Source organism: Shimia sp. R11_0, assembly GCF_017744035.1.
Classification (GTDB): Bacteria; Pseudomonadota; Alphaproteobacteria; order Rhodobacterales; family Rhodobacteraceae; genus Shimia; species Shimia marina.
Genome location: NZ_JAGHQY010000001.1, coordinates 540,560 through 559,434, shown reverse-complemented (window position 1 = coordinate 559,434; position 18,875 = coordinate 540,560). Strand labels below are relative to the sequence as shown.

Genomic DNA, 18,875 nt, shown 5'->3' with positions numbered 1-18,875 from the left:
GCCCAAAACCGGGGATCGGTGTATGACGCCCCCCTGATCAGGAAAGCGCGCGCGATGACCCAACACAGATCCGAACTATTGATGCCAGCCGGCAACCTCCGCAAACTCAAGATGGCGGTCCTCTATGGGGCAGACGCCGTCTATCTCGGCACGCCCGACATGAGCCTGCGGACCAAATCCGAGTTCTCGCTTGAGGATGTGATCGAGGGCGTGAAGTTCTGTCACGAACACGGTCGCCGCGCCTATCTGACGCTGAATTTGTTCAGCCATAACAAAGATATCCCCAAGCTCGATGAATACATCGACACCGTGCGCAAGGTGAACCCGGATGGGCTCATCATCTCTGACCCCGGTGTGTTCCAATATGTGCGCGAACGTGCGCCGGAAATCCCGCTGCATGTCTCCACGCAGGCCAATATCGCCAGTTGGCTGACCACCCAGTTCTGGCAGGCGCAGGGCGCGGACCTTGTGGTTCTCGCCCGCGAAGTCAGCTTCCCGGAACTGGAAGAGATTCGCGAGAAATGCCCAGACATCAAGCTCGAAGCCTTTGTCCATGGCGCCATGTGCATGACCTATTCCGGGCGCTGCCTGCTCAGTAACTTCATGGCAGAGCGCGGGGCCAACCAAGGCAACTGCGCCAATTCCTGCCGCTGGAACTACAAGTTCCACATGCGTCTCAAAGACGGCACCGTGCAGGAATTGATTGTAGATGAAGACAACATCCACATGTTTGAATTCCTGCTCGAAGAAGGTGTGCGCCCCGGCGAGTTCCTCCCCATTCAGGAAGATGAGCGTGGCAGTTATATCCTCAACTCCAAAGACCTCTGCCTGCTGCCCAAGCTGGATGATTACCTGCGCATCGGCGTGGACAGCCTCAAAGTGGAGGGACGCGGAAAGTCTGAATATTATGCTGCCATCGTCGCCCGCGCCTACCGCATGGCGATTGATGATTACTACGCGGATCCGGAAAACTGGGACGCTTCTGATTACATGGGGGAGCTGGAAACCGTGGGCAACCGCGGCTACACACTTGCCTTCCACAAAGGCCGCCTGACCAACCTCGCCCACGGCTATGAACAAACACAGGCGATTGCCCATTGGGAATATGCCGGATTTGTCACCGAAGTGGTGGATGACGCCTTCCATGTGGAGGTGAAGAACAAGCTTGAACCCGGCGACGTGATCGAAATTGTCTCCCCCATCGCGCGCAACACCATTCTGCTGCGGGCCTATGACTATGAAATCGCCGCCACTGGCGAAAAGAAAGACGTGATCCACGGCTCCACCAAAACCGTGATCCGCCTGCCGTTCTCCCTGTTTGCCCAAGAGGACATCAACGACCTGCGCAGCAACTTCCCCGCAATGACCGTGCTGCGCAAAGAACGGGCGCTGACAGAGGAACAATGGAAACGTCTTCAGCTCGACAAAACCGCCTTGGCGATGGAGGTGAAAGACACCACCAATGAAACCGCCTACAAACGTCGGCGTGACGCGCTGGTGGAAGCGATTGAGGCAGACACAAATACCAAGCGTTTCAAGACCAACCGCAAAGGCACAGAAGGCTGCTGTGGCAAAGGCTGCAACGGTTGCCTGATCTTCTGGGAAGACCCGATGTATGCCAAAGCGCGCGAGGTTCTCAAGGAGCGCAAGATGGGCTCCATGCTCAGCCGCGCAGAGGCAACAGAGCTAAAACTGCCCGCAGCGGAGTAAAACAAAGCCCGGTCACCTCTGACCGGGCTTATTTATGTTCTGTAGAAGTAATAGCGCTCTGGCGCGACGGTGGTTGGGCCGCGCACCTGCTCAAAACCTTCCAAAGGCTGACCTGAAACCAACACGCCACCGGGCAACATGATGTCCCGGATCAAAGCCGAAAGGCGCGCAGCCTCCGCCACATCCTTGGCTTTATCACCAAACCCGAAATCATAGTGGCCAAGCGCCACCCTTGTGCCATCCTGCGCCATCTTGCGCAGCATGTCCTCAGCTTCGCCTTGCAGGAAATCCTCTTCTGGCGGCACACAGGAATGATGACAATTCAGCGCGCGGTCGATCACCCAGATCCGACGATCTGGCGCAATTTCGCGAATATGGTCATAGGTGCGCCCATTGCCCAATCCCATATCGAGGAAATCCCCCTCAAGATCAGCCACCAGATCACGCCCCCATTCCAATCCCTCGGCCTGAGCCGCAAGGCGACGCATCATACTGTTCAAACGGCTCATGAAATGCCTTTCTCATCATGGCGATAAAGCCGCACCGGCCCTCCGCCCATTTCCTGCAAAAACTGTCGTGAAAACTCCCAGATATCCGCGTCATGCACAAGATGATGCGTCAGGTATCCCAAGGGTTCTTGATTGTCTGTGATCATGCCCCGACGCTCTTTCAGCAAGGTCACAATCTGTGAAACCAACACCTCTGGATCAACCAAACCTCTGGTACCACGCCAGAAAATAGGATCCAGATGCGTGTTGATCTGCGCAACACCGGGTGCGGCCTCAGGGGATGTCCGGGCGTTGTATGCTGACACTGCATCAAAGCCTGAGGGTGCCAAATGCGTAAATAACGCGTCGTCCATACGGTTCCACGGTGGCACAAACATCGGCGCAAGCCGTGCGCCAAATAACGTGGTCATACGCCTGTAGGCGGCTTTCAGATCTGCCACCGCAGCCGCCTCGCGCCCTGCACCAAATTCTGCGTTTTTGACCCCATCCGGGCTATGGCTGATGTGGCTCCACCCATGCACCACCGGCACAAACTGCGGCGACAACCCTTTAGCCAGCGCTTCAGTTGCATGTTTGGGCACAATCGCCAGATGGACAGGCATCGCCACCGCCGCACTCAACGCCGCAAGCTGTTCCAGCGCTTCGGTTGGAGCCACCGCATCATCATCACGCCACCAAAACGGCAATTCACGCCCCTCCGTGCGCCAGAGCGTCAGTTCCCTGCGCAGCGGATGCCAATCGACCTTCACGCGCGGCGCTCCGCCAACATCCGCTCCACGATGGCAACGCTTTCCTGCGCACCAGCCATCTGCAACCCCGATGCGCTGCGCCGCCCGCTGCTGATCACACGCTTAAGTTCGGCAAGAAGGCTTCGCGGCGTCAGATCCGCCGCGCTGACAACTTCAATTCCGGGTTGCGCAGCCAGCGCGCGCGCCCTTAACGTCTGCTCCACTTCTCCACCATCATCAAACGGCACAAAAACCGCAGGCACGCCCGTTTGCAGCACATCCAGTGCGGTGTTGTACCCACACATGCTCACGGAGGCTGTCACCCGATGCAGCATCTGGCGAAAGTCTGGCCGCACCGCTTCAATTGTGATGCTGGGGTCATCCGCCTGCGCCTTGAGTGCTGCAATCCGCGCCTCTCGATCTGCCCCCCCCACCAGCAGACGCCAACGCAAAGGGCTGCGCTTGGCCGCCGCAATGGCACAGGCAAAAAGCGCATCGCCAACGGACCCACCACCCGCGCTCACCAAGATCTCTCCGGCACCGACGCCTTCGGTTTCAACCTCCGGAGCCGAGGGTGCCACATAGCCGGTATATTGCAATAAATCTGCAATATCATTTGTCACAGGCCAGCTCATTTCAAGCCGCGTGAGCGCGGGGTCCGCATGCACCAGAACCGCATCATAATAGGCCTTCAACCGATCCCGCGCCGCTGCCGCCTTGCTGGCTTTACTCGGTGGTGCCAGAATATCCCGTACAGATGACAGGATCAGAGGTGCAGGTGTCAGCCCCTGCGCTGTCTGCAATAAAACCTCAAACTCAGCTGCGAGGCTGCGCCGCCCAAAAGGGAAAAGCTCTGTAATGACCACATCTGGCTGCATCTGCTGCACAGCCGCGGCGAGTTTTTGCCGCCGCGCAGTCAGATATGCCTCGTCTGCCTCCACCCCAAGGTCTGTCAGCAATTTGGTAAAATCGACACCATCGGAGGCCAAAGGCGGCAATTGTACAAGCGCCACCCCCTCTGCCTCCAGATGCGGCGCGGGCCGCCCGCCAGACACAACCACGACATCGTGACCCGCCCGCACAAACGCCCGCGCCAATGTCAGTGCCCGCGAAAGATGCCCTGTGCCAAGCAAATGGGTGACAGCGATCAAAACCTTCATGCGTCGCGCCTTTCCAGTCGGATGATGGATGGGTCCGCCACTCTAATCTCATCTCCCTGAAGTTCCACCACAAAAAGTCGATTGCGTTTCACAGCGAAAGGCGCAGGCCCGTCAAAATCCCAGCCATAGGCCTTGGCCAGCACCATCCGCATTGTCCCGATATGACATACGGCAAGGCTGTCGCGCTTCAACCCAAACAGCCATGGGGCCACCCGATCCCAAACCTCTGCGGCGCTTTCTCCACCGGGCGGGCGATAGCCCCATCCCCACTGCTCAATGTCGCGAAAACCGCTTTTGGGATCCGCCTTCAGATCCAATCCTTTTTGGCCTTCCCAACGACCCCAATCCATTTCGATCAGCGCATCCACCACCTGCGCCTGCCGTCCGGCCACAATCTGCGCTGTCTCTCGGGCCCGACTCAACGGCGTGGCATAGAGATCCGCCTCTTTCCATTCCTGCGGCAAGGCAAAAGCAGACAGGTCTGCCCGCGCCTGATCGTCCAGCGGAATGTCCGTCCGTCCCTGTATCCGATGGGCCCGGTTCCACGCCGTATGCCCATGACGCATCATCGCAAATCGGATCATTGTGTTTCCTCCAACATGGGGGCCAGCACACCCCACAGCGTCTCTCGCGCAGCAGGCAGCAGATGCTGCGCCGCGACCCTGTCCCGCGCGCGCGCTGCACGCTGATGGTGGTAGCGCGCATCACTCAACACATGTGTCATTTCCGCAGCCAGTTCCGCTGGCTTCCCGATGGGTCGCAAGCCTTGCGGATCCACCACTTCATTCACACCAGGACGATCTTCGGCCACCACAGGCACCCCATGGGCCTGCGCTTCCAGATAGACCATGCCAAACGCCTCATTTACACCCGGCCACAAAAACACGCGCGCCCGCGCATAGGCCTGCGCCATCCCGGCGGCATCCAACTGCCCCAGAAACCGCACCCGCGCGCCAAACGGTGCCAAAAGCGCTTCCACCTCTGCCCGCATCGGCCCATCCCCGGCGATCTCAACCTGCCAATCCCCTTCAGGCATCCGCGCCAAAGCCTCCGCCACAATGCGATAAGAGGAAAGCTTGTCTCCCGCGCGCATCATGCCAGCGACCAAAATCACCGACGCGCAGGCTGCAGCAGGCGCGGGCAAAGCCTCCATCGCCAGAAACGGCGGCAAGGCCACAAGCCGTTGGTCCACGCGTCCCTGTTCGCGCAGGGCCACGGCATCCCGCTCGGTAAAATGAAATACCGCATCTGCGGCATCAATTGCCGCTGCTGCACGGCGCTCAAACCAATCCCAAGGGCCCCCAAGCCGCTTGCTGGCCCGTGTCGCTTCGATCAGCAAATAGGGGATACCCAAAGCCGCACTCACTGCAGGCCCCAGCAGATCGGGTGCCTTGTAGTAGCTGTGATAGGTCACCCATGCGTTCCACCCCGCACGCTGCCCCTGTGTGATCAACCGCGCCACGTCCGCCTCAGCCTCTGAAAACAGGCGCGCCTGCAGTGCCAGATCCCCGCGCTTGTCAAAGCTGCGCAGCTCAGATGCCAAAACAGGGTCATGCCCCTCATGGCGGAGCACCTGAAGCATATTGCGGGCGATCTGGCGCTCTCCCGAAGGCACCGGGTGATGCGGCGATTTCAGCGGCGCGTAAAAGGCAATCCGCGCCACGTCCTTACGTCTCCTGATCCGCAGTCATCGCCGACTGCAAGCGCTGATCAAGCTGCACAATCCCCGGCTGCATCAAGAAGGAGGCGGTCAGGCGCGCATAGGCCGCCTCGGCAAGCTCTGCACGCAAGGCCCCATCCTGCGCCAAACGCAGCATCGCGGCGGCCAAAGCCTCTGGCGCATCATCGCTCAGGACACCATGTTCCCCATCGGTGATGAACTCAGGAATGGCAGAGACCGGTGTCGACAACAGACACAGTTTTTGACTTGCAGCTTCCATCAGCACATTGGGCAACCCATCACGATCGCCATCCTCGGCAATACGACTGGGCAGAACAAACACATCTGACGCCCGCATGGCCGCGATGACTTCCGGTTGATCACAGGCCCCACGCCAGGTGATCCGCTCCGCAATGCCCAAACGCGCGGCTTCCGCCTCAAGCGCCTTGCCGGACCCGCCGCCGCCAATATGCTCCCAGTGCCAATCCAGCTCCGCCGGCAAAAGGGCTAGCGCCGCGATCAGCCGATCAAACCCTTTCTTTTCCACCAGACGTCCCACCGACAGGAAACGCATCGGCCCGTCCGTTGGCTGTACCTCTGGTGGGTTGGGAAACCGTGTCAAATCCAAGCCATGATAAATCAGCTCCACCCGATCTGCCCGATCGGCAAGCTCCGCCAGATGACGTGCACCCACGCCGGTACAGGTGGCCAGAAAGGCTGCGCCAAAAGTGTCTTTCTGAAGCTTTTCACGCTTCTCCCACTCAGGAGAGGTCCAGATATCTTTGGCATGGGCCGAAACAGACCAGGGCATCTGACGCATAATCGCCGCATAACGCGTTACAGAGGCGGGCGTGTGCAGGAAATGCGCATAGAGCAGATCAATATCGTCGCCCAATTCCCGCGCCAGCACACAGGCCTGACCAAAACGGCGCACACGATTGCGGGTCTTGTCCCGCTTCAAATCCTTCAGCCAGACCGCAGCAGCCCGCCAAAAGCCGGGCTTTGCCGCCGCACTTAGCATCCCCCGCAACACCCTCAGAGGCTCCTGATGGAGGTACTCTGGCAGGTAAAATACCGGCGCTTTCAACCGCTCGTGCAGCGGGTGGCGCTTCTTATCGGTGGGAAAGCGCAGCGACCAGAGATCCAGATCATACCCGGTCTCTTCCAGCGCCACCAACTCCTGTGCAATGAAGGTTTCAGACAGGCGTGGCCACCCTTTGACCACCACCGCTACCTTTGGTCGTTGCGTCGTCATACCGCGCCTTGTGATTTCGTGTATCCCAACATCGCCAGCGTCCGCTCCGAGACCACATCCAGCCCACTCAACAAACCCGGCACAAAGGCGTGGCTCGGCTTGGGTTGATCAGGCAAGGCACGGATCGCAGCAATCATCGCCTCTGCGGTAAACCCATCCCGCGTTTCATCCAGCATGCGCACCAGACCAAGATCTTCTGCACGGCTGGCGCGAATGTGTTGCTCCATACGCGGACGGGTCCGCGGGACAATCACCACAGGTTTGTCAAAGGACAGCACTTCACAGAACGTGTTGTACCCCCCCATGGAAACGATCCCCATCGCGCCCTTCATCAGGGTCTCCATGCGGCTGTCAAATCCAACCGCTTGCACGCGCCCGTTCAACTTGGCCACCCGTGCTTCAAACTGCGCCCGCAAATCCACAGACAGAAATGGCCCATACACCAAAAGCGCCCGTGGCGAGAGGTCCGGATCCTGCTCATAGGCAGACAGCACCAGATCCACCATGCCCGCGCCGTCGCCGCCGCCACCCGGAGTGACCAGCACATAGGGCTGCTCGGGGGTTTCGCCTTCGCTCAGCGCCTCACGATGCAAATAGCCTGTGAATTTCATTTTTGAGCGGAAGCTCTCAGACAGGTCCAGTCCGGCGGTCGGGTCATAAATCGACCGCAGCCCATACACCCAGGTTTCGTCGTAATAGCGCTCTGCCGCCTCGCGCGCGCCTTTGCGATCCCATTCCTCCGCCAAGACTTCTGGCTCATCCAAAACATCGCGCAACCCAAGCACCAGATGCGCCTTACGTTTCAGCTTCAGCCATTCCAAAGCGGGCAGAAGCTCCCCGCGAAATCCGGTCGGCTCCTTATCCACAATCAGCATATCAGGGTCGAAATGCTCTACCGCGGCCTTGATCAATCCAGCGCGCAATGCGGTGGTTTCATCAATGTGCAAACCAAGACGTTCACTCTCATAATTGCCATCGGGCGTCTTCGTCACGCCGGGCAGGCGGATATGGTCCACATTATCTGGAAATGGGAACCGCCCCGCAACGGGTGATCCTGTCAGGATCAGTGCGGAAATATTGCTGTTGGCCTGTGTGATCGCCGTTGCCAGCGCTCTGGAACGACGCAAGTGCCCCAAGCCATAAGTGTCATGGCTGTATAAAAGCACCCGCGGAGAGCCGCTGGCCAATCGCTCTGTTGTCATAGAAGTGAGCTCTGACAATTTCTGCGCCTCAATTCAACTTAAAGCCGCAAATCCGAGTCGGACCTGGGCAGCACGCCTTTGATATCGTAGAGCAAAGCCTCAGCCTTTCCGAGAGCTCTTATCGCAGCGCCGCCCATATCAACAAACTGGCGATGCGCCACGGCCACGACGATACCGTCATATGTCCCATTTTGAGGCGCTGCAATCGGTGTAAACCCGTATTCTGCCTGCACCTCTTCCCCATCAACCCAGGGGTCCCACACATCAACCTGCACACTGTAGCTCTGCAACTCGTCCACAATATCGGCGACGCGGGTGTTGCGTGTATCCGCACAGTTTTCCTTAAAGGCCAACCCCATCACCAGCACACGTGCGCCCGCCAGATTGGTTCCTTTGCGCAACATGCCCTTGATCATTTCCTGGGCCACATGACGCCCCATATGATCATTGATCCGGCGCCCTGCCAAAATCACCTCTGGGTGATATCCCAGCTGCTCCGCGCGAAAGGTCAGGTAATAAGGATCCACACCAATACAGTGCCCTCCCACCAAACCAGGCTTGAACGGCAGGAAGTTCCACTTGGTGCCCGCCGCCTCCAACACCTCAAGCGTGTCCAATCCCATGCGGGAAAAGATCAGCGAAAACTCGTTTACAAGCGCGATGTTAAGGTCGCGTTGGGTGTTCTCGATCACTTTGGCCGCCTCTGCGGTTTTGATCGAACGCGCCGCGTGCAGACCCGCTTTGATCACAGGACGGTAGATCGCATCAACGCGCGCAAGCGTCTCATCATCCTGCGCCGCAATCACTTTGACGACATTTTCAAGTGTGTGCTCCGCGTCACCCGGGTTCACACGTTCCGGCGAATAAGCCAGCTTGATGTCCACTCCAGCGGTCAACCCACTCGCAGCCTCAAGCGCCGGGCCACAGACCTCTTCGGTCACACCCGGATAAACTGTGCTTTCCAAAATCACCAAAGCGCCCGGCGTCAGATAGGGCGCGATGGTTTCACAAGCCCCCAGCACCGGGCCCAAATCTGGAGCCTTTGCATCGGTTATCGGCGTTGGCACACTCAAAATATAGGCACTACAGCCCGCCAAATCCGATGCATTCCCACTGAAAGCCATCGCACTCGCGGCCACGGTTTCAGAAGACACTTCCCCGTTGGGATCTTCACCCGCTTGCAGACGTGCAATCATCTTGGGATTGGTGTCAAACCCCACAACCGCAAAGCCCGCCCGCGCAAGACCCAAAGCAAGCGGCAGACCAACATAGCCCAACCCCAAAACGGCGATTTTTTCCTGTATCGACTGGCTCACGTGAGAAGCGCCCCCAATGTTTTGCGGCGACCGTTGAAAGTTACTTGTGCGCTATCGGTTTTACCTGCGCTTGTCACCCCCCAAGGCTGTGCAAACCGCCTGTCAGGCAAGGTATTCCCTTTCGCAAAACCCTGCACTTCCTGTAAGACGAAATGAGCACGACAGGGGAACCTACACACATGATCCGATTTTTGCTGACCATTCTGACAGTCTGTCTGCTCTTGCCGGCATCTTTTGCAAAGGCCCAAGACAGCGCCACAGACGCCAGCACGCCCGATGTGAATGCCTCCATCTCCCAGATTATGGAGAAGGCCGCAGAATCCGGCATGACCGTGATCATTCTGGATGGCAACGGCACCCCAATGGCCTCAACGGAGACAAGCGAGGCAGCGACGGACCCGATCTCCGAAACCACCAATATGACCGCAGTCATGCGCCTGCAGTGGAAGCTGGAAGGGGTCAACGCCGTTTTACTGGATCGTCTGGAACACTTCCCCGCGGCCCTGAACGAGGTGCTCTTCATTCTGCGCGCTTCAAGCCCGGATCAAACGATCTTCTTCTTTGTGAAGCAGCTTTTCATCACATTGTTCTTTCTGGCCATCGGCGTCCTGTTTGAGCGTCAGATCTACGGCAAACGGATCGCGCGCCACTTTGTTGTGCCGCTGATCAAAGACGCGCCTCAAGGCTACACGCAAAAACTCCCATTTCTGCTCGTGCGCTTTATTGGCGGTGTGATTGGTGTCTTTGTCAGCATGGCGGTGGCCGCTTTTCTGGGGCTGATCACTTTTGGTCCTTCAGACGATTCCGCCGTACGCTTTACTGTGGCATCTATTTTTGCGGCTTACGCACTCACACGTCTCATCGCGCTGATTTGGCGTATGATCCTCTCACCTTATCTGCCGCAATACCGCATCCCTGCCTTCTCCACACCAGACGCAAAAAAACTGCATCTCTGGGTCTGCGGGCTTGGCATGGTGGATGCCATCACCATCATCTTTGGCGAATGGCTCAGTGAGCTTGGTCTGGTCTATGACGTCTATGCGATGATGACCTTCCTGATGTCTTCGCTGTTTGCCTTGGGCAATGTCGCGATGGTCTTTGCCAATCGCACCGCGATCGCAAACGCACTGCGCAATGGCCGCCCCAGCACAAAAGTGCCCCTGGCAACCCGCCTCGCCAGCACCCTCTGGGCGCCGATATTTCTGGTCTACATCGTGTTTGGTTGGGCGCGCCTGACTTGGAACCTGATCATGGGCAATGACACGGAGATCCCCCTAATCGCCGGGGCCTATGTGATCCTGACCGCGGTTCTGGTGGTCTATGCAACGATCAACTACGGCATTGAGCGCTATTTTGAACGCAGTCGTAACGTCAAAGAAATGAACGATGCGGCCGACGCCCTGCGCGAAGAAGCCGAAGATGAGGGCACGCTGTCTGAACAGCAGGAACAGGAGCTGAGCCTGCTCGAAGATCTGATTGATCACCGTCAGATGAACACGTTTGAGGAACTGGCCCGCCGTGTCTCCGGTGTGCTGGCGCTGGTCGCCGGCCTCTATGCCGCGCTTTACATCTTCAATCTCGACCACATGCTGACAGATGACATGGTCAGCGGTCGCATGCTGGATGTGGTTGTGATCCTCTTCATGGGCTATATCGGTTTTCACACCTTCCGCATCTGGATTGACCGCCGCATCCGCGAGGAATCTGGAGATCCGGAGGCCGAAGCCGAGCTCGGCGACGAAGGCGGCGGTGCCAGCGCAAGCCGTTTGGCCACGCTCCTCCCGCTGTTCCGCAATTTCATTCTGCTGGTGATCATGGTCACCATTGTCCTGATTGTGCTGATGGAACTGGGCGTCAACGTCAGCCCCCTGTTTGCCGGTGCCGGTGTTGTTGGTCTGGCGGTGGGTTTTGGGGCGCAATCTCTGGTGCGCGACATTTTCTCCGGGGCCTTCTTCCTGTTTGATGACGCCTTCCGCAAAGGCGAATACATCGACATCGGATCCGTCAAAGGCACGGTGGAAAAAATCTCTGTCCGCTCCTTTCAACTGCGCCACCACCTCGGCCCGCTCCACACCATTCCTTTTGGCGAAATCCAGTATCTCACCAACTATTCGCGCGATTGGGTGATCATGAAACTCAAACTGCGCGTGACCTATGACACCGATGTGGAACGGGTGCGCAAACTGGTGAAGAAACTCGGGATTGAGCTGCTCGATGATCCGGTCATTGGCCACAACTTCATCCAACCCCTGAAATCGCAGGGTGTGGTGGAAATGCAGGACAGCGCCATGATCATCCGGGTGAAATTCATGACCAAACCGGGCGATCAATGGCTCGTGCGCAAGAAAGTCTATCAGGAGATCCGAGAGCTCTTTGCGCGCGAAGGCATCAAATTTGCCCACCGGGAAGTCACCGTCCGCATCGCCGATGATGAGAAAGCCGAAGAGCTGACCCCAAAACAGCGCGAAGCCGTTGTCGGTGCGGTCGAAGCCGCCATTGATGAGGACGCAATGGAGGGCGGGCCCGCAGGTGGCAGCGGCGACTGACCACCTCCCTCACGAGAGCATAGAGAGCCGGGGCGCCTTCGCCTCGGCTCTTTTCATTTTGAGCCCTGCTCGCCGCGCAGTGATGATCTGCACGCAGCATGGCGGTGTGAGCTTTTGGGCCAGAGCCCGTTAACCATTCCCCCCATCACCGCTTATGAACAAACGGTAAAAAAGGTACATAAAATTATCGGCAAATGAATTGAAAACACGGTCAGTACAAAGAGGACTTTGGCATGTCACCGGACATCGAACGCGCATATCGCCTTCTGGACGTCACCCCAGACGTATCTGAGAAAGAGATGCGCTCGGCCTGGCGCAAATTGGTGCGCCGCTATCACCCGGACCTTGCCAAAACAGATCCCGAAGACGCCAGCCGCCGCATGGGCGAAATCAACGCGGCTTTTGACGCGCTCACACATCACAGATCACAACAGGATCAGAAGCCACCACGCAAACCCAAACGCCGTAAAGCTGCACAGGCCACAAAGGAGACATGTGGAGCCCGCCGCACCGCCCGTACCTACAACAGCCAGCCTCAAACCACGGCAAAACGCAAGACCACCCGCACCACAGAACGCAAACGCACGCAGGAAGCTCCCAAGCGCGAGGCCGCCCCGCACCCACGCCGCACGCATTCTGAGCAAAGCGCCAAATGGAGCCTGCGGGACCAAGAACTGGTCAACGCCGCGCGCGCACGTTTCGAAGAAACCCGCGAGAACCTCAGCAGCGCAGCGCGCCGCCCCACATATTCGGTCTGTCGCTGAACGCCTTAACTTCGGTTCGGGTCCATCGCATCGCGCAGCCCATCGCCAAAGAAGTTGAAGGCCAGCACCACAATCACGATCGGCAACATCGGAATCGCCGTCCAGGGGTAGATCTCAATCGAGGCCAAATTTTGCGCATCATTGAGCATCACGCCCCAACTGACCGCCGGGGCCCGCAGACCAAGACCAAGGAACGAAAGCGCCGTCTCCCCCAAAATCATCGCCGGAATAGATAGCGTCGCACTGGCAATCAGGTGGCTGAGGAAGTTGGGCAAGAGATGCTTCTTGATCACCCGGCTCGGCTTCGCCCCCATCATCTCTGCCGCTTTGACAAATTCCTCTTCCCTCAGAGACAGGAATTTGGACCGCACCGCCCGCGCCAATCCCGGCCAGTCCAAAATGCCTAAGATGATGGAAATAATGAAAAACACCGACACCGGTCCCCAATGAGACGGCACCGCCGCCGACAGCGCCAACCACAATGGCAGCTCCGGCAGGCTGCGCAGCACTTCGATCACCCGGTTGATGATCCAGTCAAGGAAACCGCCAAAATACCCGGCAATTGAGCCCAGAATGATCCCGATCACAAAAGACACGGTGATCCCTACAAGCCCCACAGTCAGTGAAAGCTGCGCCCCATAGAAAATACGCGAAAACACGTCACGCCCCAAACGGTCCGCACCAAAGAGGAACAGCGTTGTCCCCTCCGGCGCACAGAACAAATGCGTGGTCGAAGGAAACAGCCCAGCAAGACGATATTCTGCCCCCTCACAGAAGAAGTTCAGCTTCGCCGGGCTGTCGTAGTCAGGCACATATTTCCAGCTGAAGCTCTCCAGATCCATCTCCGCCGTGGTCGGATAGACATGCGGCCCGATGAATTTGCCCTCATGAAACAGATGCACGGCCTGCGGCGGCGCATAGATATAATCTTCAAGCCGCTCATTGGGGGAATAGGGCGCGATAAAGCCCGCAAAAGGCAGCGACAGATAGGCCAGCAGCAGGAAGATTGCACTCACCAGCCCCAGCCGGTGCTGCTTGAAGCGCAGCCACAGCAGTCGCGCATTGGACATATCCAGCTCTGCACTGCGCGCCTCTGCGGCGGCCACGGGATCATAGGGCGCCTGATCTACAAAACGTCCATCCGGTTGCATGCTCATCGCTCCCGCCCTCCAAACCGAATGCGCGGATCAAGCAGCGCAAGCAGCAGATCCGAAATCAACGTGCCAATCAGCGTCAACAGCGCCACAAACATCAACACGAAGGCAGACAGGAACAAATCCTGCGACTTCAGCGCCGATAGCAGCAGTGGGCCAATGGTCTGAAGCCCCAGAACAACCGAAACCAGAACAGAACCCGACACCAGCGAGGGCAGCAGCGTGCCAATGTCAGCCACAAAGGGGTTAAACGCCACCCGCAGCGGATATTTGGACAGCATCCGTGGCTCACTCAGCCCTTTGGCGCGGGCGGTTTCAACATAGGGCTTGCCCAACTCATCCAACAGATTCGCCCTGAGCCGCTGCATCATCGCCGCCGCACCGGAGGTGCCAATCACAAAGGTCGGGATAATCAGATGAATGAGCACCGACTTCATTTTGTCAAAGCTCATCGGCTGACCCTCATATTGCGGATCCATCAAGCCGCCAATCGGTAGATTGAGATAGCGGTTGCCATAGTAAAACAGGATCAGCGCCAGCAGAAAGTTCGGCGTCGCCAGCCCGAGATAGCCAACGAAAGCCGAGGTATAATCCACCCAAGTCTTTGATTTGGCCGCCGCCAACACCCCCAGCGGCAGCGCCACCGCATAGATGAACAATACCGCCGCCAGATTGACCAGCACGGTCATCCAAAGCGCGCCGCCCACAAGGTCCGCCACCGGCTTGTCGTATTCAAACGACCAGCCGAATTCGCCCTGCAACAGCCCGGCAAACCCATGCGGCCCCGGCATAAAACCCGCCCAGATCATATATTGCTTCCACAAGGGCTGATCGAGCGAGTATTCCGCGCGCAGGAACTCGGCCTTGGCGATACCCGCCGATTGTCCTGTCGCCCGCAACTCATTGATCTGATTGGACAGGTAATCGCCCGGCGGCAGGGTGATGATGACAAACACCAGCACCGACACCACAACAAGCGTCGCCAGCATGGTCAGGAAACGGAAAACCGCAAAGCGCAGCAGAGCCATGAGGCACTCCTATTCCACAAAAAAGAATTCATCAGGGCGATGCACCCCGAAATGCGCCCCCGGCGACCAGGCCCAGATCGCCTTTTCCGGCACATTGCGCAAGCGATTGGAGACCACAACCGGCTGTGGCGCCCCATTGAGCAACCCAATGGCAAACACATTGTCGGCATGAATATCCACCATCTTCTGCCAGATCGCGCCACGCTCCACCGCACTAAACGCGCGTGTCCATTCATGTGCCAGATCGTTTAACTCAATAGCGGCGTCCATATCAGGCGCTTCACCCACTTCCCCATGGGTTTGATGATATTGCCCCCACATGGGCCAGGATTGAAACGCCTGATCCCAAGGTGCCAGATAGCCTGGTGAGGTATAGGTCTGTGGCAAGCCATTGTCCCAGCCAAACCACGTCGACATCATGCTTTCCCCGGAATAGACCCGATTGCGCAGAATATCGCGCTCCAGCGGGCGCATGATCAGCTTCACACCCAGTTCTGCCCAGTTGTCGATGATGATCTGAAGCGCATTCTCAACTTCCTGACGTTCGCCAGCGGTCTCCACCACCACCCAGACAGGCCGCCCGTCCGGCAGCAATCGATACCCATCCTTATCACGCTGATCCAATCCCATCTCGTCCAGCAGGGCATTGGCCTGCGCCACGTCACGCACGGCCCAGGCCTTGCGGTTTTCTTCTTTGTAGAACGGGCTGATGGGCAGCACCGTCATGCCACCTTCTTTGGCCAGACCAAAATACAGGCCTCTGTTGATGATCTTACGGTTGATCGCCAAGGATAGCGCCCGGCGAAACCGCACATCGCGCAGCGTCTCGCGCCACATGTCATCATGATAGTTCAAGTTGGGATAAATCGCGATCTGGCTGGCAGTGCCATTGGCCCAGAGCTTGGTCTCATAATTGCCAGTGGCCTCGCCTTTCTTGAGGATCGCCGCATCCTTGAAATCCAGCCCCCGCGCCTGCAGATCAACCTCTCCTGCATTGGCCTTGGCCGCCACAAGACCCGGCGCAACAACCTGCATTTCCACCACATCAATATACGGAAGCTGCACCCCATTGGTGTCCACCCGATGATAAAACGGGTTGCGCACAAACAGGAACCGGCTCTTGCCATCCTTGGTTGCCAACATCCATGGCTGCAACGTCGCCAGATCCGGATTGTCGAATTTATACATATTGTCGAGACGATTGTGCAGCGCCGCCCAACTGCGCACACGGGCCTCATACAACAGATCGCTCAGCGTTTCTTCATCGGTATAATCCGCATGATAGGGCTTCAACTGATGTGCTGGGCGGTAGATGAAAGGCGGGCGCGCCTCTGCCAGCATCTGCAAGAACTGTGGATTGGGCTTGGACCATTCATAGATGACAGTCTGCGCATCCGGGAAGCTTACCTTGGGGAGTTCCCCTTCCACCCGCAGAAAATCTACCGGGCCAGAGGGCGACAGCAGCTCATTATTGGCCACATCTTCCCACCAATAACGGAAATCCTCAGAGGTAAACGGATGCCCGTCAGACCACTTATGGCCAGGGCGCAAATGCATGGTGAACTTCTTGTCGTCTTCGTTTTCAAACGCCTCGAGAATATCCGGCACCAGCTCATAGCGCTCGTTATAGCCAATCAGACGCGCGTAGCCATAGACCACCATCTGGCGCACATCCTTGGATCGGGTCACCATGGTGCGCAAAGTTCCGCCCTGTTGCCCCACTTCCCGATTGCGCAGCGTGAGATCGACAACCTTGGGCACGGTAGGGACACGCTCTGCAACAGGCGGTAAATTACCTGCGTTCACCTCTTCCTGCCAAAATGCGCTCTCCGGATACTCCGTCGCCAGCGCGGCAGTGAAGCCAAAGGTCCCAAGGGCGGCAAATGCAAACGCAACAACCTGTGTCTTAAGCATGATAGCGTACCTTATGTCCGGGGTCCGTTTCGGTCAGAGGAGGCGCATCCGTGCCGTCAAACCGAAAGGCGTCTGGCCAAGTGGAGGGATCACCCGCCCCCTGCGCCACAATGTTGAGATTGATCGGGCGGGCGATGTCCGGCTCCGGCTGCGCAGCAATCAACGCTTTGGTGTAAGGATGCTGCGGATTGTAAAACAACTGTTCCGGCGGGCCTTGCTCCACCACAAGACCGGCGCGCATGACAGCCACCTCATCGGCGATCCGCGCCACCACGGCCAGATCATGGCTGATGAACAGATAGCTCAAGTTCAGTCGATCCCGAATGTCTTCCAGCAGTTGCAACACCTGTTCCTGCACCGACACATCCAGCGCAGATGTCGGCTCATCACAAACCAGAAACGTCGGGCCAAGCATCAAAGCCCGCGCAATGGACAGACGCTGCCGCTGACCACCCGAGAACGCATGTGGATACCGGGTAAGCATGTTCTCACTGAGCCCAACCCACTTCAGGATTTCCACCGCTCGATCCATCCGTTCCGACGCCGTGCCAATGCCATGAATATCCAGCGGTTCACAAAGCGCATCTTTCACCCGCATCCGCGGATTAAGCGTGCTGTAGGGGTCCTGAAACACCATCTGTGCCTTGCGCTGAAAGGCCAGTCGTTCCGCCCGGTCCAGATCCTGCAGGTTCACCGCCTCCGCGCCCGGTTCGGCACGAAACAGGATGGAAGCTCCAGGGTCCGCATGTTCTGCGCCCAGCGCCATCCGCGCACAGGTGGTTTTCCCTGAACCGGATTCCCCAACAACCGCGAGCGTCTTGCCGCGCTCCACGCCAAAGTCGATGCCGCGCACCGCTTTCACCACCGTCTTGGGTTTCCAAGCCGAAGCGCCTTTGAGCACATAGGTTTTATTGACCGAGCGCATCTCCAGAATATAGTCGCGCTCTTCTTCCTTGAGACGGCTCGCAGGCGTGGCCGGAATTTCAGGCGCCGCCGCCATCAGGTCTTTGGTATACGGGTGATGCGGATCACGCAGGATCAGCTCCGCTGGTCCCGCCTCCATCACACGGCCCCGATTCATCACAACAACGTCATCCGCCATATTGGCGACCACACCCAGATCATGGGTCACAAGGATCACCGCCATGCCGTATTCAGCCTGCAAATCCTTGATAAGTCCCAGCACCTGCGCCTGCGTGGTCACATCCAGTGCCGTTGTTGGCTCATCGGCGATCAAAAGATCCGGCCGGACCACCATCGCCATTGCGATCATGGCCCGCTGTCGCATCCCACCCGAGAGCTCAAACGGATAGCTCTCATAGACCCGCACAGGATCTGGAAACCCCACACGTTCAAACATCGCCAACACACGACGCTTGCGCTCTTTGGCATCAAAATTGTGATGCAGTTTAAGCGCTTCCGACACTTGGTTCCCGATCCGGTGTAGCGGAGACAAAGAGCGCATAGGCTCTTGGAAGATCATCGAAATTCGCCCGCCTCGAATGGCCCGCATCTTTCGCTCACCAAGCCCAAGCAGATCGACACCCGCAGCCCCATCAGGCCCAGCCAAGGTGATTTTGCCAGACCGGACCTGCGCCGATCCCGGTAGAATACGCAGCGCAGACCGACAACTCAGTGTCTTGCCCGATCCGCTTTCGCCCACCAATGCCAGGGTCTTACCCGGGGCAACCGAAAAGCTGACATCGTCCACCACAGGCGCGGCATTGCCGAACCCGATCGTCAGATTCTCCACAGTCAAAAGTGCCGTCACACCGATGTCCCTCGCCACGCTCTTTTCGTCCCACCTCGCGGCAGAGCGGCTTTTTGTCAACTGAACATGATTATTTCAGCTCTCGCAAGCATCTAGGCTCTCTGCACTGTTCACGAAGTGCACAATTGCCGATCACTGCCCGCTTCAAACGGCGGGTC

Annotated in this window: 15 protein-coding genes; 3 read left to right on the top strand and 12 right to left on the bottom strand. The window is 58.0% G+C overall.

What is annotated here, in order from left to right:
• Positions 1-54 precede the first annotated feature (54 nt).
• On the top strand, positions 55-1,710 hold the full coding sequence (locus tag J7382_RS02530) for a U32 family peptidase (RefSeq protein ID WP_209066885.1): 1,656 nt from the start codon (positions 55-57) through the stop codon (positions 1,708-1,710).
• A gap of 32 nt (positions 1,711-1,742) precedes the next feature.
• On the opposite strand, the gene J7382_RS02525 is transcribed toward J7382_RS02530, so the two are convergent.
• From J7382_RS02525 to J7382_RS02490, 8 genes are read right to left on the bottom strand one after another with little or no spacing between them, the layout of a single operon-like run.
• The gene (locus J7382_RS02525) at positions 1,743-2,219 is read right to left on the bottom strand and encodes a class I SAM-dependent methyltransferase (protein WP_209066884.1); all 477 of its coding nucleotides are present in this window, start codon (positions 2,217-2,219) and stop codon (positions 1,743-1,745) included.
• Complete coding sequence (locus J7382_RS02520) at positions 2,216-2,968, bottom strand: polysaccharide deacetylase (RefSeq protein ID WP_209066883.1); 753 nt, start codon at positions 2,966-2,968, stop codon at positions 2,216-2,218. The genes J7382_RS02525 and J7382_RS02520 overlap by 4 nt, the downstream gene beginning before the upstream one ends.
• Positions 2,965-4,107: a glycosyltransferase gene (locus tag J7382_RS02515; protein WP_209066882.1), complete on the bottom strand. Its 1,143-nt coding sequence runs from the start codon at positions 4,105-4,107 to the stop codon at positions 2,965-2,967. Before J7382_RS02515 ends, J7382_RS02520 begins: the two co-directional genes overlap by 4 nt.
• The gene (locus tag J7382_RS02510; protein ID WP_209066881.1) at positions 4,104-4,691 is read right to left on the bottom strand and encodes a histidine phosphatase family protein; all 588 of its coding nucleotides are present in this window, start codon (positions 4,689-4,691) and stop codon (positions 4,104-4,106) included. The genes J7382_RS02515 and J7382_RS02510 overlap by 4 nt, the downstream gene beginning before the upstream one ends.
• Positions 4,688-5,770 carry a glycosyltransferase family 4 protein gene (locus J7382_RS02505; RefSeq protein WP_348539993.1) on the bottom strand — a complete coding sequence of 361 codons (1,083 nt, stop codon included), beginning with the start codon at positions 5,768-5,770 and terminating at the stop codon, positions 4,688-4,690. The genes J7382_RS02510 and J7382_RS02505 overlap by 4 nt, the downstream gene beginning before the upstream one ends.
• Before the next feature lie 4 nt (positions 5,771-5,774).
• Positions 5,775-7,022 carry a glycosyltransferase gene (locus J7382_RS02500; RefSeq protein WP_209066880.1) on the bottom strand — a complete coding sequence of 416 codons (1,248 nt, stop codon included), beginning with the start codon at positions 7,020-7,022 and terminating at the stop codon, positions 5,775-5,777.
• A complete protein-coding gene (locus J7382_RS02495; RefSeq protein ID WP_209066879.1) occupies positions 7,019-8,224 on the bottom strand; it encodes a glycosyltransferase in 1,206 nt (401 codons plus the stop codon). The genes J7382_RS02500 and J7382_RS02495 overlap by 4 nt, the downstream gene beginning before the upstream one ends.
• 38 nt (positions 8,225-8,262) lie before the next feature.
• Positions 8,263-9,540 (bottom strand): nucleotide sugar dehydrogenase, encoded by a 1,278-nt coding sequence (locus J7382_RS02490; RefSeq protein WP_209066877.1) that lies wholly within the window; start codon positions 9,538-9,540, stop codon positions 8,263-8,265.
• A gap of 179 nt (positions 9,541-9,719) precedes the next feature.
• On the opposite strand from J7382_RS02490, the gene J7382_RS02485 reads away from it, so the two are divergent.
• Both J7382_RS02485 and J7382_RS02480 read left to right on the top strand, forming a co-directional pair.
• Positions 9,720-12,086: a mechanosensitive ion channel domain-containing protein gene (locus J7382_RS02485; RefSeq protein ID WP_209066875.1), complete on the top strand. Its 2,367-nt coding sequence runs from the start codon at positions 9,720-9,722 to the stop codon at positions 12,084-12,086.
• A 233-nt stretch (positions 12,087-12,319) separates the two neighbouring features.
• Positions 12,320-12,850, top strand: coding sequence for a J domain-containing protein (locus tag J7382_RS02480; protein ID WP_209066873.1), 531 nt, complete (start codon positions 12,320-12,322; stop codon positions 12,848-12,850).
• Positions 12,851-12,855: 5 nt separating this feature from the next.
• On the opposite strand, the gene J7382_RS02475 is transcribed toward J7382_RS02480, so the two are convergent.
• From J7382_RS02475 to J7382_RS02460, 4 genes are read right to left on the bottom strand one after another with little or no spacing between them, the layout of a single operon-like run.
• Positions 12,856-14,007, bottom strand: a complete 1,152-nt coding sequence (locus J7382_RS02475) for an ABC transporter permease (RefSeq protein WP_209066872.1) — start codon at positions 14,005-14,007, stop codon at positions 12,856-12,858.
• The gene (locus J7382_RS02470) at positions 14,004-15,032 is read right to left on the bottom strand and encodes an ABC transporter permease (protein ID WP_058238580.1); all 1,029 of its coding nucleotides are present in this window, start codon (positions 15,030-15,032) and stop codon (positions 14,004-14,006) included. The genes J7382_RS02475 and J7382_RS02470 overlap by 4 nt, the downstream gene beginning before the upstream one ends.
• A gap of 9 nt (positions 15,033-15,041) precedes the next feature.
• Complete coding sequence (locus J7382_RS02465) at positions 15,042-16,946, bottom strand: ABC transporter substrate-binding protein (RefSeq protein WP_209066871.1); 1,905 nt, start codon at positions 16,944-16,946, stop codon at positions 15,042-15,044.
• A complete protein-coding gene (locus tag J7382_RS02460; RefSeq protein ID WP_209066870.1) occupies positions 16,939-18,717 on the bottom strand; it encodes an ABC transporter ATP-binding protein in 1,779 nt (592 codons plus the stop codon). Before J7382_RS02460 ends, J7382_RS02465 begins: the two co-directional genes overlap by 8 nt.
• Positions 18,718-18,875 lie beyond the last annotated feature (158 nt).

Coding starts and splice junctions, on each gene's coding strand:
- J7382_RS02475 (WP_209066872.1), bottom strand. CDS start 14,007: ATGAGCATGCAACCGGATGGACGTTTTGTAGATCAGGCGCCCTATGAT.
- J7382_RS02530 (WP_209066885.1), top strand. CDS start 55: ATGACCCAACACAGATCCGAACTATTGATGCCAGCCGGCAACCTCCGC.
- J7382_RS02470 (WP_058238580.1), bottom strand. CDS start 15,032: ATGGCTCTGCTGCGCTTTGCGGTTTTCCGTTTCCTGACCATGCTGGCG.
- J7382_RS02465 (WP_209066871.1), bottom strand. CDS start 16,946: ATGCTTAAGACACAGGTTGTTGCGTTTGCATTTGCCGCCCTTGGGACC.
- J7382_RS02515 (WP_209066882.1), bottom strand. CDS start 4,107: ATGAAGGTTTTGATCGCTGTCACCCATTTGCTTGGCACAGGGCATCTT.
- J7382_RS02480 (WP_209066873.1), top strand. CDS start 12,320: ATGTCACCGGACATCGAACGCGCATATCGCCTTCTGGACGTCACCCCA.
- J7382_RS02510 (WP_209066881.1), bottom strand. CDS start 4,691: ATGATCCGATTTGCGATGATGCGTCATGGGCATACGGCGTGGAACCGG.
- J7382_RS02525 (WP_209066884.1), bottom strand. CDS start 2,219: ATGAGCCGTTTGAACAGTATGATGCGTCGCCTTGCGGCTCAGGCCGAG.
- J7382_RS02495 (WP_209066879.1), bottom strand. CDS start 8,224: ATGACAACAGAGCGATTGGCCAGCGGCTCTCCGCGGGTGCTTTTATAC.
- J7382_RS02485 (WP_209066875.1), top strand. CDS start 9,720: ATGATCCGATTTTTGCTGACCATTCTGACAGTCTGTCTGCTCTTGCCG.
- J7382_RS02500 (WP_209066880.1), bottom strand. CDS start 7,022: ATGACGACGCAACGACCAAAGGTAGCGGTGGTGGTCAAAGGGTGGCCA.